Genomic DNA, 19,883 nt, shown 5'->3' with positions numbered 1-19,883 from the left:
TTCACCTTGTAGCCCATCGATCATGCAAAACTGTCAAGCCTGCAATTTGCTATACCTCTCTCGACCTTGTATCGATCCCTCTTCGCCATCTTGCTCATGGAAGCTGAGAACTTTGGCTGCATCTTCTTTGCAAGACCGATATTTCGACGTGATTCTATCATCTGTGAATCATAATAGATATCCCACAGATCATCAACATCATCGGATCCCGATGTTGACTGGAGACTTTCAATAAAAGCTGCCGTTATTTTTGCAAAACGATCAAGTCCTATAAGATCACCATTGCCCACCCATGCCGTTGAATTCACTATAACAGCAACAGGAACATCGGGGTTCTTCCTTGCCAGCCAACCGCAAAAAAGCTCGCCTATATCATGTGGTGGATCGATCACAACAGACAGTATCCCACCTTTGAGATCCGGTCGTGAGAACATGCATAGTCTTTCATATGCCCTTGATACATCGCGCATGTAATTGTAGTACCTTTTTGCAAGCCTCCCCTTTCCGGAATAAAGTTGATCAGTATCCCCATTGCATGAAACGATCAACTGTACCAGCTCAACCGGGTCACAGTCCTTGTGCCTGAGAAGAAGGTCCACATAACGTAAGGGGGTCGGATCGAAACGTGCCATTCGTGCTTTTCGCTTGCCGAAGATCTCTTTTGAAAGCGATTCGGTCCTTCCGTAAGGGAGGAACCCTAATCTCTGGACTTGCCTATTAGAACCTGAAAAACTAAGTTTGCGATCAAGTTCCTGTGCATCCTTTGCAAAGACCAGTTCAGCACCAGGATAGTCCCTAAAACAGGAGCATGCAAGCAGGATGCCATCCACAGTAGGACTGAAAGCTATTATCATGAACATGCCCCCATGAAAGATGCCAGATTTGCCTGCCTTGAACCGTTTATCGAGATGTAGGGCCGTGCATGGGTTACAACAACACCCATACGTGCGAGTTCCTGCTCAGAGGCTATGGGACGCGTACGTATGATCCTGTTTGCACTTACCGGACCGATCCCGGGTACCAAAAGCAGATCGGACATATCCGCAGAATTGATATCCACCGGGAATCGGTCAGGTTGTGATTGCGCGAGCATTACTTTAGGATCATAATTACCAAGAAAACCATGTTCATCATAGACATCATCAAAATCATTTGCCTTCAACCCATAATCCTTCAACAGGAAAGACATCTGATACAATCTCTGTTCACGCCATTTTGGAGAAGGTTTACCATCCTCTAACGGAGTATCAGGAACCGGGTCAAAACTCATAAAATACGGTCTTCTAAGTTCGTATTTGTCCATGAACTTATCAACGGTCCTCACAATTTCCTTATCCGATTCTGACACTGCACCAACTACGAACTGAGTATCGTTAGCTCCGACAAGCCGACCCATTCCCCCATACTCACTCCTCTTCTTCTGGATGAGGTCCTTTGTCCATTTGAGTCTCTGGAGAACATCGTTCTTGTAATCGAAATTCGGACATATCTCCGAATAGTTCACTGAATTTGTGGTCTCTGCATTTACACCGAACTTGTTTGCATGTTCGGCTATCTGCTCAAGTAAGTATTTAGGAGTGCCTGGCATCACCCGTATGTTGATGTAACCCTTGAATCCCTGCCCTCTCAAAAGCTCAACAACTTCCAATTGCTTCTGTGAGGTCTGCTCGGCATCACCCATTATGCCGGAAGAAAGGAACAAACCCTCGATAGCATTCCTTCTGTAAAAGGACCAGGTGATCTTTGCGATCTCCTCGGGATCAAGTGTTGCCCTCATAGTATGTCGTTCGCAGCGGTTCGGGCAATAAGCACACTCCCCTGCACAGGAATTTGATAATAATGTCTTATAAAGTTGTATGCATCTTCCATCGGGACCGAACGCATGGCAGACTGCACTCTGGTTGCAACTGTCATATTTAGTTCCTGAGGAGAGTAATTTCATTCTCTCCGATAGTGTCAGGTGTTGTTCGTTCCTTCGTTCAGCAATCATCAATTGATAGATTGCAGCGTAGCTATATAATCGCCAGCCAAGCGGAGTGAAAGTATTATTTCCAAAAAAAGAGAAGATCATTCCTTCACATGTATGTCAAGCTTGATCTTTGTGACAGGCTCCAGCTTCTTCCATTCTATTGTCGTATCTTCATCAAGAACACAGTTCTGAACGGATTTTTCCGAGAACTCGCCGTTTATCTCATAGACATAAAGACCTTCTTCGCCATCGGTTGAAACGATAACTTCCCTGTCGCCTTTTTTCTGGACCTTGATAGCCGCAACCCCTCGAAGAGCGTCAAGTAACGTTGTACCTTTTTCTACCTCTATTGATTTTGTAGGTGCGAACACATTCATAGCGAGATAGATATTTTCCCTGTTCGGCTTCAACACATGTGTTTTCCCGAAGATCTTTCGCTCAACAAGGTCAGCCTCTTCTAATATCTTAACGTGTTTTGCAGCCACAGGTACGGAAATACCCAACAGCCTAGCAAGTTCAGATATGTGCTTCTCCCCTTCATCAAGCAATTCAAGCATCCGGACACGTGTATCGCTTCCCAGGGCATGGAATACTTTATTATCTAACTGACTCATAAGTAAAAAGGTAACTTCATGATATATAAGTCTTTGTTTACAGTGTTAACGGGTAGCCTAATTGTATAATTCAGTGAGAATGCAGATTTATTTAATACTCATTCTATGAAGGGCTTCCAGACTTTTGAGAACATCCTCTTCACACTTATTTTCGATGATCTTAGTTGCTTTACTTTTGTTAAGCAAACCGGAAAATGATGGAAAATCAATATTTCCTCCACCAATAAAGAAATGGTCATCGATTTCCCCATTATTATCGTGCAAGTGAAAATGCGAGATCGAGTCCCCCATTTCCAGGAAATCATTAAGGTTCCCCAATGTGTTCGCATGCCCAACATCAAGAGTAAAACCATTCCCTCCAAGATCAAGCTCGGGGTGCCTGAGCAAAAAACAGTCCCATTTTGGCATGTTCTCAATACACATCCTGACACCTGTATCTCTTGATATCCTCTCAAGGTCAACAATTGAACTCTCAAATGACGTCTGTGCATGCATCATATCCACAGGATAGGAAAAATATCCGGGATGAACCACCAGAACATCGGAATCCAGCTCATTGCATATGTCAGCCATCTCTTCGACCAAATTGATAGCTGCAAGCCGGATAGGTTCCCTCAGGCTGGACAGATTCATATCAGTGCTTGGTGCATGGACAGTATACTTCAGATCATAGGAAAACGCCAGTTCTTCCTCACGAAAGAGGTCATGCGATCCTTCAGAGAAGATCTCTGCACAATCTGCTATCGGTTCAATTTTCTCCAGTGCTTCCGAAAGTGGAAGCTCGTGAAAAGCAAAGGATGATACACCTATCATATGGTCAACTCCTCTATTTCATAATAATATTTCATGTATTTTTTCCTTTAAACTGAACACTAAAGTATCTGAACATATGATTCCCAATTTCCCCAAATGTGCAAACGATACCTTTTATTTTTGACATGAACAAACCTATCCTGCCATAATGGGATAATAAATTATACAAAGCTTATCGACATATCCGATTGAATTATCCTTACCGTCTTGTTCTCAAACCATGCTGTAATCGTGTCATTGTTTCTGTATATGTTCCCTCCGGAAAGGTCATACATATAAGTCTCAAAAGCATCAGGAGCATAGGAATGCATAGTTATACTGGTGTTCTCCACATAAGGATAGATCAATTCACGATGATTTTTAGACTCCATTGTAACAGTAGCCATACCGTTACCACTAACACTTTCTTTTTCTCCGACCAGGTCAAAGAACCATAATGTGAGTACACTACCATCTTCATCCAGTTTGATGAAAGGGTTAGAACGGACCGCAGAACAACCACCCTGACCAATTATCAAAGCACCATTCTCAAAGATAAGTTCCTGATCTATCCAGAAATTATTGCTTGCCCTGTACCTGAAATATCCTGCAGAGAAATTGAGTGATACGTTCCCGACCGATGACCCCCGGTCTTGCAAAGTATAAGCCGGTTTTTCATAGAATACATGGAACATACCTGAGGCAGGACCATCAAATGTAAGTGTGAATGGACCTGTATTTTCGGCATCTTCAAGCATATATTTAAAGCCAAATGCAGGATTCAATAGGTCCAGAACAACATTACTACCCGGAGGAGATGTCGCAGCAGATATTAGTTTTGACGTAGGGAATGTGGAATTCTTATGTAAAGTAACGTTTACAGTATCAACCGATCCAACCTGAACTTCGATCGTGTCGTTAGTGCTGTTATCAGGACTTATTGTAACCGAATATTGTCCCGTATTATCAGATTCAAGGACCAGATCAGAAACTGATAACACGTTAACGATCGTTTTTGGATTGCCATCAAGGTATATCTTTTCCTTTTTCCGGGAAACATTTGTCAACATAACCTCTGTCCATCCAGCATCCGGATCCATTGTGAGAGTTCCGCTTGACGAAAGGGAAGATAATAGAGGAAGCCCACCGTCACCAAGAGGAAGGCTTATCATATCTACAGATGATTCAGATACTGCTATGGAAGATATTTCACTAAAACTTCGTTTCACATCCTGCATATGCTGCACTTCATGATCCGCAGCAAGAGAAGGAATATAATAAGCTTGAAGAGCTGTCAAAAAAGTGGTGAGCACAGCAAGTACCAATATGGCACCGATGACTGTGGATACAGCACGATCATCAATAGAAAGACCATTATGCATTCGAACTCACCTCGGAAGTGGCAAGTACTGCACGGCGGTGCACTACAGATACTTCGGTGATGTTCATAACATCAGAATTAACATGGATCCTTTCAGGAAACTTCCATATCGGTATCTTCTGGTCCGGGTCTGGCACTCTTGTCGTACTATTATACATCCAGATAGTATTATTATCAGGAAGTTCATAGATGAACGAACCACTTGCATTTTTTATATGAATTGAGATCTCATTAGCCTTTAGCACATCACCACCCACATGCGAGATGTCAAGGCTTGAGCCGTTCACGTTGATTATCTCGATCTCTACGTAGGGTACACGCTCCTCGGGAAGCATCTCGAAAACACCGATAGAGAAGAGTGTTACAAGTACTACCATTATCGAAAGCTTAAGCATTTCACCAATTATTTCAGAGACCATGTATACTACCTCAGTAATTCATTAACAATGTAAACGTTGCATAGGTGAGCAGTAAACAGATAATAGAGTGCTTCAGACCCGACATTATACGCCCCTCAGCCATCTGCCCTGTAACAAGACCTGCAAAGAAGCCCAGTACACCGCATGTCAGGAACATTGTGGAGACAACCTCTTCAACATTCATGAGGGATTCACCCATGCTGACAACCGATGGCAGGAATTCCATGGAAATAGAATAGCAAACATAGAGAAAAGTACCAAATGCGATATATACGGTTGACAGGTAGATAAAACTCGTCTCAAACCGCATTGCACGCATGGACATCATGTTCTCAGCGTCTTCAGCAGCTATTAAGAGCACATCCTTTGTACTATTATTGACTTCACTGGCTTTGACTATAAGTGTGACTGCACGTCTTAGAGCAGGAGTTCCCACGCGATTCTCGAATCTTACGAGGGCTTCTTTCATTTCAGTTCCCCATTCAAGATCCAACCAGATGCGCTTGACCTCTGTAGAAAGGATACCGATATCGGATCTAAGGATCATGCCTATTGCATCCTTTATAGTAAGCCCGATTTCATTGACCTCAGCAAGACGACGAAGGAAATCGGGAATGGACTTCTCCATCTTTGAGAGGCGTCTGAGCTTATATTCAAACGCCGCTGAAGTTGGTAAAAGCACAAGCACTATTGATAGCATTGCCTGTTTATCAAATGCTTCGTCCAACAGGTAAAAAGGAAGGAGCATCAATGGCACACCTATGATCAAAGCATAAAGCGGTTGTTCTACCATAGGTGCAAATGGATTTTTCAATATTCTGGTAATGCTCTTGAGTCGTTTTTTCTTTTCGTATCCATTTACCATTTTTTTGAATTCGTGATATGGCATTTCTTCCTCTGTAATAGAGAAGCTCTTTTTGAGAACATGCTGTGTACGATATTTCATTCCAAGATCTTCTTTGGGAGAAATAGCATCAATTATCACGAGCAATGCAATAGACCCGACAGGCAGACCAATATACAGCATCTGATAGAGGAATGGGGATTGTGATGCATTCAGCATTCCGATTGTGATAAGAGTGATAAGCAGGAAGATAGGAACTGCTACGAAAGCTACTACGTAAACTTCACATATCAGTTCAAGTGTTTTTATGAAAAGTTCCTGTGTTTTTTTAGCATGATCAAAGTACTGGTCCATCTTGACGGCAAAAAATTCATGTATGTTAGTTCCACCTTCTGCCATAGGTGCCAGGTTTACCAGGAATTCTCTGAATGTCGGAGATGGTGTTGTGCGAGAGGTTTCCCTCATAGCTGTGATCAGATCACTGCCCAGCATTTCCACATCCCTTACAATATATCCGGCCTCGATAGCTACCTCCCCGTATATGTGAACCTTGCCAGATAGTTCCTTGAAAATATCATAGACAGTACTACCCCCTTTGCTCATACCATAGCAAAAGGAGGCGACATGAGGTAACATTAAGTCGATATTGGTCTTACGGGAGGAGGCTTTGAACTTTGGAGAGTATATATAAAGAGAATATGTAACATATCCAGTTATTAGTGGAACGATCAAATAAACAAGGGGATAAGACAGAACATGATCCAGAAGCGATAGAACTGAAAAAGCAGGTAATTTCCCCACATAAGGTATCAGGTACATTATTACAGGCGTAAGAACCATGATACCTACGGCATTCAGGAAAGCCTTCTCAACGTGCTCATCATAGTATATATCCATCCGCGCACTTTTGAGGTTCTTTCGAAGTTCAGTGTACTTCTCAGGATGTTTTCTTGCATAATCCCTGATAAACTTCAAACTCTCTACCCCCTTTCATGCATCTTCCACTAAGCTAGATCCTTTTTGCGACATTTTGTGCAATGTCAGTGGGACCATCACTTTCATGGGGTCTTTGTAATAGTTATTAATCCATTCGACAATATCATAGTAGTCACGGACACCCATATCTATCAGGGTTTCCAATGCCAGGCGTCTTCTGTCAAGTTCATCCTGCAATTCATCTTCAGACCATCCGCGCCTATGACGAATGTCCGTAAGGATAGCAGAACCATGGTTGGCAAGGCCATCTATCTTCGAGTCCCATAGAAAACAGTCTTTTAGAATAACACCGTCGGAATCAAGACCCATGACCTCTGCGACCTGAATTACCTTTCGTTTTACCACACCCATATTATAGGAGTTATGTAGCATGCAAATTACGTCCAGAGCAGAGAACATGGCAGATGGGACATCAATTGGAGCATTGGTGAACCTGTTGATGACCTCAGTTGCTGTTCCAGCGTGGAATGTGCTGCATGTGGCATGCCCGGCATTCATGGCCTGGAACAGGATCTGTGCTTCGCGGCCCCTCACCTCCCCCACAAGGAGGTAATCAGGACGTTGCCTGAGGGAGGATTTTAGCAGGTCTTCAAGTTCAATACTTCCCACTTCATCACGGTTGAAGCTCTCCCTTGTGACGGTGGGGATCCAGTTCACATGAGGTAGCTGGACCTCACGTGTGTCTTCAAGTGTAACAATACGGGTACTTGAAGGTATGAACATACAGATAGCATTCAATGCGGAGGTCTTCCCAGTAGCAGTCCCACCACACATGAGAATATTCTTTCCATTCTCCATGTAAAGCCAGAAATGCGCCATAACCTCAGAAGAGAATGTTCCCCATGCGATAAGGTCCAGAGGAGTCAATGGCACCTTCTTTTGCCGTCGTATAGAAAATGAGCTTCCTTTAGGACTGATGTCGTGACCGAATGTGATATTGATACGTGAACCATCTCGCATGGTAGTATCCAGTATTGGAGTCGATTTGGAGAGGGAACGGGAACTTTGCTGTGATATACGCATAACAAAGGAATCAAGCACCTCATCATTGTCGAAGACAACGTTAGTGTCAATGTTACCGTATGCTGCGTGGTGCACGAAGACAGGGATCTGTGGCCCGTTACAGAATATATCCTCGATATATGGATCACGCATTATCGCACTTATCCTATCATATTCCACATAGTTCCGCTTGACGTAGTAGAATATCTTTTCTATGGACTGTGCATCCAGTTCCGTGTAGTAATCCAGCAACTCCAAGGTCTGTTCCCGGATGATACGGTATTTTTCCTGGACATCCATATTATCGATGTCCGAGACACCTTTGATGCTCAGGACATCCTGAAGCATCATATATATCTCCTCGAGCAGAAGCTTCTCAAATTGAGTCAATTTCGGCTCGACCACATGATAGCTTATGTTATGTTCCCGCAGGTCACGAATAATACATACGAACGAATAAGGCTCATCCGTCCAGTACATTTCCAGCTGTTCACAGTTATCAGGTAAATGAAAAGTCGCTAGATCCCCATCAACATCAGGATCATAAACCCGCCTCTCATTCCCACCTTTTGAAAAAAATGGCAACCTCGAAGAAACAGACCGTAGACTACCCGATGATCCACCATCATCAGAACTCGTTTTATTCTTCTTGAAACCTGAAGAGATTGCCTTCATCCTGTCCTTGAACCCAGCCATGATAATCTTCCGAAGTAATGTTTTTTGATATTTATACTTATTGACGTTTTTAAAAAAAAGGAAGGATGGACCCGATTATGGGTCCACGACTACATTCGTAGAGAAAATTGTCTGACCTGAGTCTGCGTCAATCAGGGTAAGCCTGAATGAATCACCGATAGCAACTGACTGCTTGATATCATCACCAGTAAACTTGATACCAATTTTATCACCAGTTGACCAATCATTGTAGTCTTCTACACTAAGCTTAGCTACGCCACCGGCTCCCAGATAATCAACATTTGGTGTGAAATCGACATTTGACATGTTCGCATATCCCGACATTAAGGGAACTCCAGATGCGATTTCTATTTTCAAATTACCCTGATACACATTATCCCCTCCAAGAGCTTCAATGAAGATTAGGTTATCAGAAGCGTCGGCGGATACTGCAAATGTTGCCTGAGGAGGAAGTTCCTGAGTCTTAATGCTCCCTGCATAGGAACTCACAGCAGCAGCAAGAATTACAGTCACGACAATCATCAGCATCACCCCAATAACAGGTGTTACTCCTTTCTCGTTTGAAAATAACCTCTTAAAGTTCATTTCAGATCACCTCGACATTAGTCTGGAAAATAACCTTCTGGCTAGGAATGTGTACAATCTTGACGTTCACGAAGTCACCTTCTTCTACATTTTCCCAGTCACTGAACATTACATCCATAGGTGTAGTTGGATCTGCGACGTAGTTGTCATATGTAGCAGCACTCATTGTAACACCTGGCCTAAGCGTGTAATTTCCGAAATTTGTTTCTGGAGAGCCAGAGTAACCATATGCCGGGTTGTTCCAGTGAGGAATTCCAGCAGTCTTATCATATACAGTACCACCCCAAACATAGTAATACTCCGCATTAATAACATTTGGAAGGATTTCGGTAACTGTTCCATTTGCATCGATGGTCATTATTTTTATGTCCTTAGTCTGCATAGAATCGCCTGTAACATGTTTAATTTCCATGTAAGAAACAGGTGTCATACCACTAACAGGAGCTGCATCCTTTTCAATTGTGACATCGAAAACTCCCATTGGAGCAGCTTCTGTTGTTTCAATCATACCACTGCTGTAAGAACTTACAGCTGCTGCAAGGATCACGGTCACCACTACCATCAGCATTACACCGATGACAGGGGACGTTCCTTTTTCATTATTGAACATATTCTCTATTTTCATGTATTCACCTTTGAGTCGACCCGTTTCTCCACTGAACACATCAAGTGTATCTCATGGATCGAATTGTGTTGGGTAAAAGTAAGCATACTTGATTTGAATTCAGCTTCTTAGCCAAACAGTGATGGGCATATTCCAAAGTACTATATAAATATTGGCTTTTGGATAATTAATATTAGTAGAATAGATTACAATCTACTGTATATACAACGAATATCTTGTTGAACCACCCTCATCATTATCATGATAAACCTCAAAAATCGGCATTTGGTATATAAATTGCATGTAAAAAAGAAAAGGTGTAAATTTGTTTCCAATTGAATAATAATTTTTTTAAATGACATATGTATGGGTTGCGGCATACAATAGATCTCCATAAAGATTATAGACATAAGTATACTGCACAAAGCTTTTATACAGATATTTTATTAGATGGCATCATAAATGATTATGAGGAAAGAGACATGTCAAGAATAACTCCCATTATACTATTCATCTCTATCTTGTTGCTGATATCGAACGTACAGGCAGCATCAGGCAGTGCAGTGGAATATCCGATAACAATCACGGATTCTTCCGGTGCCAGCGTGACGATTGAAAATGAACCTGAACGGATCGTATCCCTGATGCCAAGCATCACAGAGATCGTTTTCAGTGTAGGCGCTGGTGATAAGCTCGTTGGCGGGACCGGGGATGACAACTATCCACCGGAAGCCGAGAACCTGACCAAGGTTGGCAGGTACACCACGGTCAACTATGAAACGGTTGCTGATCTTGAGCCTGACCTTGTTCTGATCGCTGAAGGCAACGGGGAAGATACTATCATCCGTCTTGAAGAGCTCAACATACAGACAGTAATGATCGAACCAAATACAGTGGACGAGATCATGGAAACCATACTCCTTGTGGGGACCATCACGAACAATGAGGACAACGCACAGGAAGTAGTAGATGGAATGGAACAAACCATCAGTGATGTCACTGACAGTACCAAAGGAATTGCTGATGAAGAAAGACCAAGGGTCCTGTACATAGTATGGGATAATCCCACATACGCAGCCGGAACAGACACATACCCAAGTGATCTGATCATCATGGCCGGAGGACAGAACATAATCGAAGCAGACGGCTGGCCTACCATAAACCTTGAAAACATCGTCAGTGCTGACCCGCAGATAATAATCTGTTCAGGAATGGGGGGACTGTCCTACCAGATAGCGAACAACACAAGGAACAACGATGCTTTTGAAACCGTATCTGCTATTAAGAACGACAGGGTTTACCCAATAAAAGATCCGAACACCATCGAACGGTCCGGTCCCAGGGTAGTTCAGGGGCTGGAAGTGCTCCACATATACATGGGAGCCGACTGGGAGCAGAAGGACTATACCAGCCTTTCTGAAGCAAGCCAGACACAGGCAGATGCAGCAGATGAAGGTCCTGAAGACGAGGAAATCGTGCAGAATGGCGAAACTGATAATTCAAGTGCAAACGCACCCGGGTTCGGAGTGTTGCTTGCCGCCTGCATGATGATCCTTGGGTGTATAGGAATCAGACGAAACTAAAGCATCACATCTACAGGAAACAGATAACATGCCTAAATACAGTGGTTCCATAAGAAGCGTAATTATTGCACTGGCAGTGATCCTGCTGGTCGTGGTGGTCAGTAATACCGCAATTGGAACCACCAATATTTCACCGGTCCTGACAGCTAAGATAATCTATATGGGTCTGCTTGAATGGGTCAGGGGAACAATATCATGGACTCTGTCCCTGATAGGCATCCCTTTTGACAGTTCAGCATTGTTCAGCAGCATCGTACCTGATAACACATGGACCGACGGTCAGGAAAAGATCATAATGGGTATCCGCCTTCCACGTGTGATTCTTGCAGCACTTGTTGGAGCAGCACTTGCCACAGCCGGCTGTTCCATGCAGGGTCTTCTCAAGAACCCTCTGGCAGACCCTTACATAATAGGAATGTCTTCCGGTGCAGCCCTTGGTGCAGCCATTGGGTTTACACTGATGCTGCCAACACAGCTCATATCATTTATCATTGCCACCATCACAATATTTGTAGTATATAACATATCAAAGGTTGGCGGGAAGGTTCCTGTCGACACACTTCTTCTTGCAGGCATAGCTATCAGTTTCTTCCTGTCAGCACTAACATCCTTTTTCCTCTTCTTCTCGGAATCCCTTCACCAGATCATCTACTGGATGATGGGAGGTTTCTGGAATGCAAGCTGGGATAAAGTGAAGATCACCATGATCATAGTGCTTGCCGGGATCGGATTGTCACAAAGACATGCATGGAACCTGAACACAATGCTACTTGGAGAAGAGCAGGCACAATCCCTGGGAGTGAATGTTGAGAGCGTTAAAAAGCAGGTTCTGGTGATCTCTGCATTGATCACCGCTGCAGCAGTATCTGTCAGTGGGATCGTAGGATTTGTGGGCCTTATCATCCCCCACATCATGCGCAACATAATAGGACCGGATCACAGAGGTCTTCTGCCTGCCTCGACATTGATGGGAGCCACGTTTTTGGTGCTCTCTGACACATTTGCAAGGACATTCCCCTCCAAGGTGCAGGCAGTATTAGAATCAAGCGACATTATGCTGTTCCAGGTAATACTCGAAAGGGTCGGATCCCTGCAGGGAGTGGACCTTCCGGTAGGTATAGTTACCGCCCTTTTTGGTGCTCCTTTCTTTGTATATCTTCTAAGAAAAAGGAGGAAAAGCCTCTATGCTTGAAGTAAATGGTATAATCGTAAAATATGGGAACCGTCAGATACTCAATCAGGTGGACCTCCATGCAGAAGAAGGAAAATTTGTAGGGATCATTGGCCCGAACGGTTCAGGAAAGACCACACTGGTAAAAACGATCAACAATCTCATAAAACCAACTGCAGGAAGCATAACGATCGATGGCCAAAGTCTGGATACGATGAGCAGTATCGAGATCGCAAAGAACATAGCCATGGTCTCGCAGGTAATATCCATTAACTTCGAGTTTACCGTAGAAGATGTGGTCCTGATGGGTCGCACCCCATACATCAAAGGTGCTGAGACTCATGAGGACATGGAAATTGTGCAGGATGCGATGAAAAAGACGAGAATACTTCATCTGAAGGATAGGTTCGTTACACAGTTAAGCGGTGGAGAACTGCAAAAAGTCATCATTGCCCGTGCACTTGCACAGGATCCAAAGATACTGCTTCTGGATGAACCAACCTCCCACCTGGACATCACCAATCAGATAGACATATTGAATCTCGTAAAAGATGCTTCCAGAAAAGGAATGCTTGTCATAGCGGTCATGCATGACCTGAACCTTGCAGCTTATTATTGTGACAAGATCTACCTTATCCGGGATGGAGATATGATATCCAGCGGGACTCCCAAGGAAGTACTGACACCATCCAACATAAAGACCACCTATAACATCGATGTGGAAGTGATCAATAATAGCATCACGAATTCCCTCTATGTGATCCCTCTGCTGGAACCACTGGGCAATCATGAACCTGCTTTTTCAGAGGGGATATGATGTTCACATCATATCCAACAAAACTCCTGTTCATATCATTATTGCTCGTTACTGCTGTATGTATAAGCGGATGTCTGGAAGAGAAAGGTGAACAGACCACGATCGAAATAGCAGATATGGCAGAATCAAAGATAGAATGACATAAAATACAAAGTTATTATCGGCATCTGCAAAAGGGAACTAATCGAGTTGAAAGGATCATCCAGATGAGATGATCACTTCCTAATTCCAATACTTAATAATTACCATCAAAACATAAGATCGAGCTGACCCGGAGCATAGTGGTGTTGATAAAGTTGAAGAGTGAAAAAAGACAATCTTCCCGAAATAAAATAGCATATCTATTGATAGCAATTCTGATAATTTTTCTCTGTCCATCAGCAGCCCACGCAGATGACTGGAACATGTGGGGCCATGATAGTAATCATACAAGCCATTCAAAAGAAGATATCGAGCTCCCCCTTGAACTTTTTTGGAAAACTGAAGTAGAGGGCTCAATGTACTCATCTCCAGTAGCATCTAACGGCCTCGTTTACGTAGGTTCAAAGGACAGTTATCTCCATACATTTGATGCTAAAACAGGAGAGGAGAGATATAACTATGAAACATTTAAATATCCACTATATGCCACAATTGCATCAACTCCCTTGGTAACTGACAGCTCAATATTCATAAGTTCATATGATGACAGATTATACGCCTACCAAAACTCGGGAAAACTGAAATGGAAATGTTTTGCTGGAAGAGTAACATACTCATCACCAACAATATACAACAATACGATCTACATAGGTACAGGAACCGGTATTTATGCTCTTGGAAAAGATGATGGAATTTTAACGTGGGAATACGAAACCAATGGAATGATATATTCATCCCCGGCAGTTTCAGAGGATGGCGTCTATGCAGCTTCTTCAGAAGGATTCATATATGCACTGAACATGAGCAATGGAGAGCTGATCTGGAAATATACGACATTAGGAAAAATAACCTCATCCCCTGCTATTGACCAACGAGCAGCATACATCGGTTCATTTGATAAAAATATCTACGCACTGGACATAAGAACCGGAGACCTTAAGTGGAAATATGAGACGGGGGGCGAAATCCGATCTTCACCTGCAATAAGCAATGATTCGATCTACATAGGGTCAAACGATGGCTATGTATATGCTCTGGAAAAAGACACATCCAGACTGAAGTGGAAATATAGAACCGATGATGAGATAATCTCATCTCCTGCTTTAGCCGGCAATTACCTCTTCATCGCTTCAATGGATGGAAATCTTTACATTTTTAATGCTGAAGATGGAAAGCTGGAAGATAAGATCGAGATTGAAGAAGGTATAAAAGCTTCATTGGCAATCACGGATAATATCGTATACCTATTATCAGAAAATAGCGAGCTATATGCTTTTAAGTCCAACACATCCAAATACCATATCCAGAAACCCCCAGAAGACTATGCGGATGCAGATACTAATGAAAAAATGCCTAAGATATACATTATAAGTGGAATCATGTTTGTCTTACTGGCTGCAATAACTGTATCCACAATAAAGAAAAAGAAAGTTTTCCCGAAAAAGAAAAAAACGGATGAAAAAACAGATAGCAATGCTAAAAAAGAAACTAACGAACGGGAAATCAGAATTGCACACCAACCCGTTAGAGGGTCGCTGCCAGTTAAATTGGAAGGCTCAAAAGATGAAGTTCCTTTGAGCAACAACTACCAAAAACAACTGGAAAGCCTTCAGAACCATAAATTGTTGGAAGGCGGTACCTCCGAAACAATACTCAATGAAGCACAAATCAAAATCAGCTCTGCAAATCACGACAACGCTGAAAAATTGCTTAAAATAGCTGATGAACTTGTTGAGAAAGAAAATAATCTATTAACAGATATTGTGACCCTTCAGGTCAAAATAACAGGCAAGGACCCGTCACAGTATCAGAAAATAAGTCACCTTCTGGATAGCGCTTTGCATGATCTTAAAGAAGGTCTTTTCGAAGACTCTCAATTGTATCTGGAAAATGCTAAAAAGGACTTTGAAGAACAAAAGAAGAAATCCTAAAAGAAAAGAAGTAGAAGTAGAAACGCAAACATCCTAAAAACTGCAAGGCAGCTGAAAACATGGTTGAACACCAAGATGAACTTTGTAATGTTGAAAGAAAAGAGAGAATCGATCTCTACAAAGAAGCATTAAAAGAAAATTCAATTGACAAGGATCTGTGGTTTGAGATTGGTGTGAAACTTGAAAATATTTCAGAGTTCAAGCATGCACTAAATGCCTTTGAGAAAATAATTGAGATCGACTGCAATGATGTTGACGCCTGGTATTGCAAATATCTATTATAGACCTCCTTCTGCGCAGAGGTGAAGCGATCTCTGCTTACAATATACTAAAAAATCTTCCATGCAGTATCAACTACTTAAAAGTAAAACGGCTAAAAATTGCTAATAAAAGTAACAAAAGAAGGTTCTCTTTAACATCGAGTGGGTAATTTTAACGTCCTGCAAGTAAATATTCGCAATTCTAAATCATCTCCCTGCACAATCCTTTAATTGTGATGTGGTGTTTTTGCTCATTCGATTGTGATTTGCATTAGTTCTTTGAATTCCATGACGCTTGAAAGGTAGATGTAAATAAATTTAGTTACCCACTCGATGTTGAAGAGATCCCAAAAAAAGGATTACCTCAACATTGAGTGGGTAACTTAATATTTGTTTTCTCCAATTCAATTGATATGGAAGATAAAGAACTCATTCAAATTGCATTAGGTCTGTCATCTCCTTGGTTTGTAAAAGGTATCAATCTTGATACATCTAAAAAAAGAATGGACATTTATCTTGATTTCATAAAAGGTTCTAAATTCCCTTTGTCCAGTTTGTAACAAATTAAGCGAACTCCATGACACAAAAGAAAAAATATGGAGACACCTCGTGGAAATGATGCAAAGACCAGAAGATGTAAAGATGGTACATGGACAAAAAAGGCATCTAAATCACATTTTGGATATAAGCTACATACCATTGAAGATACTGATGATGATCTGATAAGGAGATTTAAGACAACTACTGCCTCAGTTCATGATAGTCAGGTGGAGCTTTCTAAAGAAGGAGAGGTTGTTTACAGAGATAGAGGTTACTTTGGTGCAATTTCAAAAGGATATGATACAACTATGCAAAGGGGAGTACGGGGGCATCCTATTGGTATTCGGGATAAGGTGAGAAACAGAAGGATCAGCAGTAAAAGAGCAAAGGGAGAAAGACCTTATGCTATTATCAAAAATGTGTTTACGTCAGGATTTGTAAGAGTAACAACGTTGGCAAGAGCAAATGTCAAAATGGCAATTACAGCATTCAGTTATAATCTCTATCAATTGAGGCAATAAGAAGAAAATCTTAAGGATGAATAGCGGTAGCTATTCAAAAAAGTTGAAAAATACATAAACAGATACTAGGAAATTACTGGAAATAAAGAAAAATGCTCAAAAAATTAGTCAAAAAATTTGCTTTGAAAAAATCAGCAGTTAATCGCAAATCTCTACAGAGTAATAACTCCAGGTTACTGACAAACGTTATACAACTCCAGCCACCTCAAAAAAGTAGCTGAAGACACAGTGTCCCCAAGCCCCACAGTGGACACCGGCTTTTCACAGATGATGGTCGGCAGGATACACACCGAAAGATCCCTGTACTCCCCGCATACACCGCTCTCTAACTCTTCACCAGCGATAAGATCCTGCAACTTGGTGGTCTGCTTCATCCCTTCTTCACTTCTGGCAAGACCTCTCACTGAATCTTCAAGTTGTGATCGCTCAGGCAGTTTTCCTGATGCTGCAAAAGCTGCCGCACACATCACGCCGAACTGCATGCTCTGCATCTCACGAATCGGGCTGGAAGTTCCTTTCCTGAAAATGCTCATCATGAAATCACGGGTATGCAGGATGATCTTCTTAAGGCCGGTGGATGAGGCACATCTAACACAGGCATCCATAATAGAGCAGGCATCCATTTTTTGTATCATGTCCGAGGGAACACCATGCAATTCAGTAAGCATTGCCAGTTCATCCTCGTTCATTCCGATACTATCCACAGTACCGGAAAGTCCGGTGAAAATGGAAACACCCATATCCATGCTCATGAAATGCCCCAACTCAACATGGATCGGCAGATCAGGGTATCGTTCTTTCCATTCCTTTAATTGTGAATGTGCCTTTTCAAAACGCTCAGTATATCCGGAACCATCAGGATAGCATTTCTGCAACTGATTGAAACCGGAAATGATCGCTCCATCCATCTCAGTTACATGCTCAAGACTGTATTCTTCGAATTCAGGAGTGATCGTAAGTTCCGTATTGATATCATCATAAGTGGCAATGAAACGATTCTCCCTGGCCACTATTACCTCTGTACCGAAAAGATCGAAACTGGTCCCACTGCTAAAATCAAAAACGAAATGGATTATCTCATTAGCGTCTTTGGAGGTTGAAGCATCCTGTGGAACGGACTCTCCCGAAAAAACAATGTTCCCACCTGACATCAATAGTTTTATAGTTTCTATATCACCAACCGCATTCATGACGACCTGATCTGCACCCATGTGAGACATGACGTTTGCCATTATTCCCATATTCCCCCCAAGGCGTATCTCACTTTTTTCATAATATCGTCTTTTCAGGAAATGAAAAACATCACCAGAATAGATGAACCATTCCGCACCTGTGCCTTTCTGCATATGCAGGACCAATCCTGCCACAAGATCAACGAGTGACCTTATCTCACCCGGAGCATCGTGTATCTTCTCAAGCAGTTCCTCCTTATCAACCCTCTTCAGGAGATATGAGATCTCCTCCCCGGTTATCGTATACACAGCATCGAGATTCACATTATATCCACAAAGGACCTTCATGGGAAAACCTCACTTAAGCTTTGAAAGAAATGCCACAAACGCAGTAGCTGATATCGCATCCCCGATACCAACAGTGGCAACGGGTTCACTTACGACCTTTGTAGGGATGATAAGAGCATCATACTGCGGTGTGCATATACAACCATTCTCGAAATCTTCCATGCCACATATTCCACTCCTCACAAGATGCTTTTCGAGCTTTTCAAGTTCCTTGTGACCTTCATCGGAGATTGGAACATCAAGACCTGACTCTGTACTTTCAAGGGAAACTATCTCACCGTGAGATGCCTTTGCAGCTGCAACTGTTGATCCAAAAAGCAGGGCTTTGCGGTGGTCCTCAACAGATACGGGGCAGTTCTTCGACACAAGGCAGATGTAAAATCCAAGGGAATGGATGTGCACCCTTTCAAGTTCAAGCTCCTTCAAAAGCTTCACAGCGCCCTCATAAAGTGAAATGATAGCATTCTCGCCCTTATTGATGACAGAATAGGCCAGTTCCTCATAACCAAGAACGTTCAGGGCATTTGCAACCTCAACGGTGTCAAGGCCAAGGGAATGGACATGCTGCCGGACTATATGTTTGAGTATGGCCTTCCTGATGACCTTGTTCTGTATTGAAGTGAATTCCACGTGTATACGTATGTCAGGATTGCCTTCCTTGAGCTCTTCGATGACATTTACGGCCTTCTCGACATAGTCCATATAGGTAGAGCCATCCTCATACTCCTCTTTTATCATCTGGTAGCCTGCCAGTATGGCACCGTCAATGTCAGCCTGCAACTGGGGAATCCTCTCGTAAAGCTCAGGATCCATCTCGATACGGATCCACTTTGGCCGGGAAGAGATGATCAGACGATTATCCCTTGGAATGACAAAATGCTCTCCAGCGAACTTCACCTCCATTCCCTTTGAGAATTCCAGTATCCAGTTGACCTTTGGTCTGTTATCAGGATCAAATGCCTGTTTAGGATGCTTCAGCACAAGCTCCCCATCCTCTACCACAGGGAACAGCAGGTTCTCGGAATCAACAAAGTATTCTGCCTGCTCCTCAGAAAGCCATGGGACATAGGTAATTACTTTCTCTATTCCCATGGATGCCAGAAGGTTGGAGATGATGCCAGCCTGGCCGCCCATTCTTGCAGAATCAAACACCAGATGGTCAGTAAGCCAGTCATGGATATCGGTTGTATTCGTCGGCACCTCGGCGGCCTTTCCATCACGCATAGCGATGATAAGTCTTGCAACAAGGTCAGAAGGAGAATCGATCTGGCGCGGATACTCGAAAACCTTCTCCCGAACCTCTGAGATATCCACATTCATCAGCAGATGCTCAATATCCTCCGCGCCTATGTGCTTGATGGCATCGATATTGCTGTTATATGCAACAAATATCCCCCTGACATTTCCAATAGACGAACGAATGTCCTCATAGGACTTATGATAAATAGAATCCCACTCCCTTATTTCCATAAGATCACCTTCAAATTCAAACTGCCA

18 protein-coding genes and 2 pseudogenes are annotated in these 19,883 nt (G+C 42.6%); 8 read left to right on the top strand and 12 right to left on the bottom strand.

The window, feature by feature from the left end:
- Positions 1-20: 20 nt before the first annotated feature.
- The 10 genes from BMX02_RS01355 to BMX02_RS01310 form a co-directional block, all read right to left on the bottom strand.
- On the bottom strand, positions 21-854 hold the full coding sequence (locus tag BMX02_RS01355; protein WP_091688387.1) for a DUF4130 domain-containing protein: 834 nt from the start codon (positions 852-854) through the stop codon (positions 21-23).
- Positions 851-1,990: a helix-hairpin-helix domain-containing protein gene (locus tag BMX02_RS01350; protein ID WP_091688385.1), complete on the bottom strand. Its 1,140-nt coding sequence runs from the start codon at positions 1,988-1,990 to the stop codon at positions 851-853. The genes BMX02_RS01355 and BMX02_RS01350 overlap by 4 nt, the downstream gene beginning before the upstream one ends.
- A 77-nt stretch (positions 1,991-2,067) precedes the next feature.
- Positions 2,068-2,583 carry an ArsR family transcriptional regulator gene (locus BMX02_RS01345; RefSeq protein WP_091688383.1) on the bottom strand — a complete coding sequence of 172 codons (516 nt, stop codon included), beginning with the start codon at positions 2,581-2,583 and terminating at the stop codon, positions 2,068-2,070.
- 87 nt (positions 2,584-2,670) lie between these two features.
- Positions 2,671-3,396, bottom strand: coding sequence for a sugar phosphate isomerase/epimerase family protein (locus BMX02_RS01340; protein WP_091688381.1), 726 nt, complete (start codon positions 3,394-3,396; stop codon positions 2,671-2,673).
- Positions 3,397-3,557: 161 nt separating this feature from the next.
- Positions 3,558-4,757 (bottom strand): DUF7289 family protein, encoded by a 1,200-nt coding sequence (locus BMX02_RS01335; RefSeq protein ID WP_091688379.1) that lies wholly within the window; start codon positions 4,755-4,757, stop codon positions 3,558-3,560.
- Positions 4,750-5,175 carry a type IV pilin N-terminal domain-containing protein gene (locus tag BMX02_RS01330; RefSeq protein WP_091688377.1) on the bottom strand — a complete coding sequence of 142 codons (426 nt, stop codon included), beginning with the start codon at positions 5,173-5,175 and terminating at the stop codon, positions 4,750-4,752. The genes BMX02_RS01335 and BMX02_RS01330 overlap by 8 nt, the downstream gene beginning before the upstream one ends.
- A gap of 10 nt (positions 5,176-5,185) precedes the next feature.
- Entirely contained in the window at positions 5,186-6,994 is a 1,809-nt protein-coding gene (locus tag BMX02_RS01325; RefSeq protein WP_091688375.1) for a type II secretion system F family protein, read from the bottom strand.
- 15 nt (positions 6,995-7,009) lie between these two features.
- The gene (locus BMX02_RS01320) at positions 7,010-8,713 is read right to left on the bottom strand and encodes a type II/IV secretion system ATPase subunit (RefSeq protein ID WP_091688373.1); all 1,704 of its coding nucleotides are present in this window, start codon (positions 8,711-8,713) and stop codon (positions 7,010-7,012) included.
- 75 nt (positions 8,714-8,788) lie between these two features.
- Positions 8,789-9,298 carry a type IV pilin domain-containing protein gene (locus BMX02_RS01315; protein WP_091688371.1) on the bottom strand — a complete coding sequence of 170 codons (510 nt, stop codon included), beginning with the start codon at positions 9,296-9,298 and terminating at the stop codon, positions 8,789-8,791.
- Position 9,299: 1 nt separating this feature from the next.
- Positions 9,300-9,923: a type IV pilin domain-containing protein gene (locus tag BMX02_RS01310; protein WP_091688369.1), complete on the bottom strand. Its 624-nt coding sequence runs from the start codon at positions 9,921-9,923 to the stop codon at positions 9,300-9,302.
- A gap of 461 nt (positions 9,924-10,384) precedes the next feature.
- Between BMX02_RS01310 and BMX02_RS01305 the strand changes: the two genes are divergently transcribed.
- From BMX02_RS01305 to BMX02_RS01275, 8 genes and pseudogenes are all read left to right on the top strand, one after another.
- Positions 10,385-11,485 (top strand): ABC transporter substrate-binding protein, encoded by a 1,101-nt coding sequence (locus BMX02_RS01305; RefSeq protein WP_167879299.1) that lies wholly within the window; start codon positions 10,385-10,387, stop codon positions 11,483-11,485.
- A gap of 28 nt (positions 11,486-11,513) precedes the next feature.
- Positions 11,514-12,677 (top strand): FecCD family ABC transporter permease, encoded by a 1,164-nt coding sequence (locus BMX02_RS01300; protein ID WP_091688365.1) that lies wholly within the window; start codon positions 11,514-11,516, stop codon positions 12,675-12,677.
- Positions 12,670-13,473, top strand: coding sequence for a heme ABC transporter ATP-binding protein (locus tag BMX02_RS01295; protein ID WP_091688363.1), 804 nt, complete (start codon positions 12,670-12,672; stop codon positions 13,471-13,473). Before BMX02_RS01300 ends, BMX02_RS01295 begins: the two co-directional genes overlap by 8 nt.
- The gene (locus BMX02_RS11740) at positions 13,470-13,613 is read left to right on the top strand and encodes a hypothetical protein (RefSeq protein ID WP_167879298.1); all 144 of its coding nucleotides are present in this window, start codon (positions 13,470-13,472) and stop codon (positions 13,611-13,613) included. The genes BMX02_RS01295 and BMX02_RS11740 overlap by 4 nt, the downstream gene beginning before the upstream one ends.
- Positions 13,614-13,769: 156 nt before the next feature.
- Complete coding sequence (locus tag BMX02_RS01290; protein WP_135644026.1) at positions 13,770-15,545, top strand: outer membrane protein assembly factor BamB family protein; 1,776 nt, start codon at positions 13,770-13,772, stop codon at positions 15,543-15,545.
- A gap of 59 nt (positions 15,546-15,604) precedes the next feature.
- Complete coding sequence (locus tag BMX02_RS01285; protein ID WP_091688359.1) at positions 15,605-15,829, top strand: hypothetical protein; 225 nt, start codon at positions 15,605-15,607, stop codon at positions 15,827-15,829.
- Positions 15,830-16,218: 389 nt separating this feature from the next.
- Positions 16,219-16,414, top strand: a pseudogene (locus BMX02_RS01280) (ISL3 family transposase); the annotation flags it as partial.
- Positions 16,399-16,866 (top strand): annotated as a pseudogene (locus BMX02_RS01275) (transposase); the annotation flags it as partial. The pseudogenes BMX02_RS01280 and BMX02_RS01275, both read left to right, overlap by 16 nt.
- A 173-nt stretch (positions 16,867-17,039) precedes the next feature.
- Here BMX02_RS01275 and BMX02_RS01270 read toward each other — a convergent pair.
- Together BMX02_RS01270 and pfkC are read right to left on the bottom strand one after the other, a co-directional pair.
- Positions 17,040-18,386: an ADP-dependent glucokinase/phosphofructokinase gene (locus BMX02_RS01270; RefSeq protein ID WP_091688357.1), complete on the bottom strand. Its 1,347-nt coding sequence runs from the start codon at positions 18,384-18,386 to the stop codon at positions 17,040-17,042.
- A gap of 9 nt (positions 18,387-18,395) precedes the next feature.
- Positions 18,396-19,856 carry an ADP-specific phosphofructokinase gene (gene pfkC / locus BMX02_RS01265; protein WP_091688355.1) on the bottom strand — a complete coding sequence of 487 codons (1,461 nt, stop codon included), beginning with the start codon at positions 19,854-19,856 and terminating at the stop codon, positions 18,396-18,398.
- Positions 19,857-19,883: the final 27 nt, after the last annotated feature.

This window comes from Methanococcoides vulcani, from assembly GCF_900111645.1.
GTDB classification, from domain to species: Archaea; Halobacteriota; Methanosarcinia; order Methanosarcinales; family Methanosarcinaceae; genus Methanococcoides; species Methanococcoides vulcani.
This window is presented reverse-complemented; position numbering and strand designations above follow the sequence as displayed.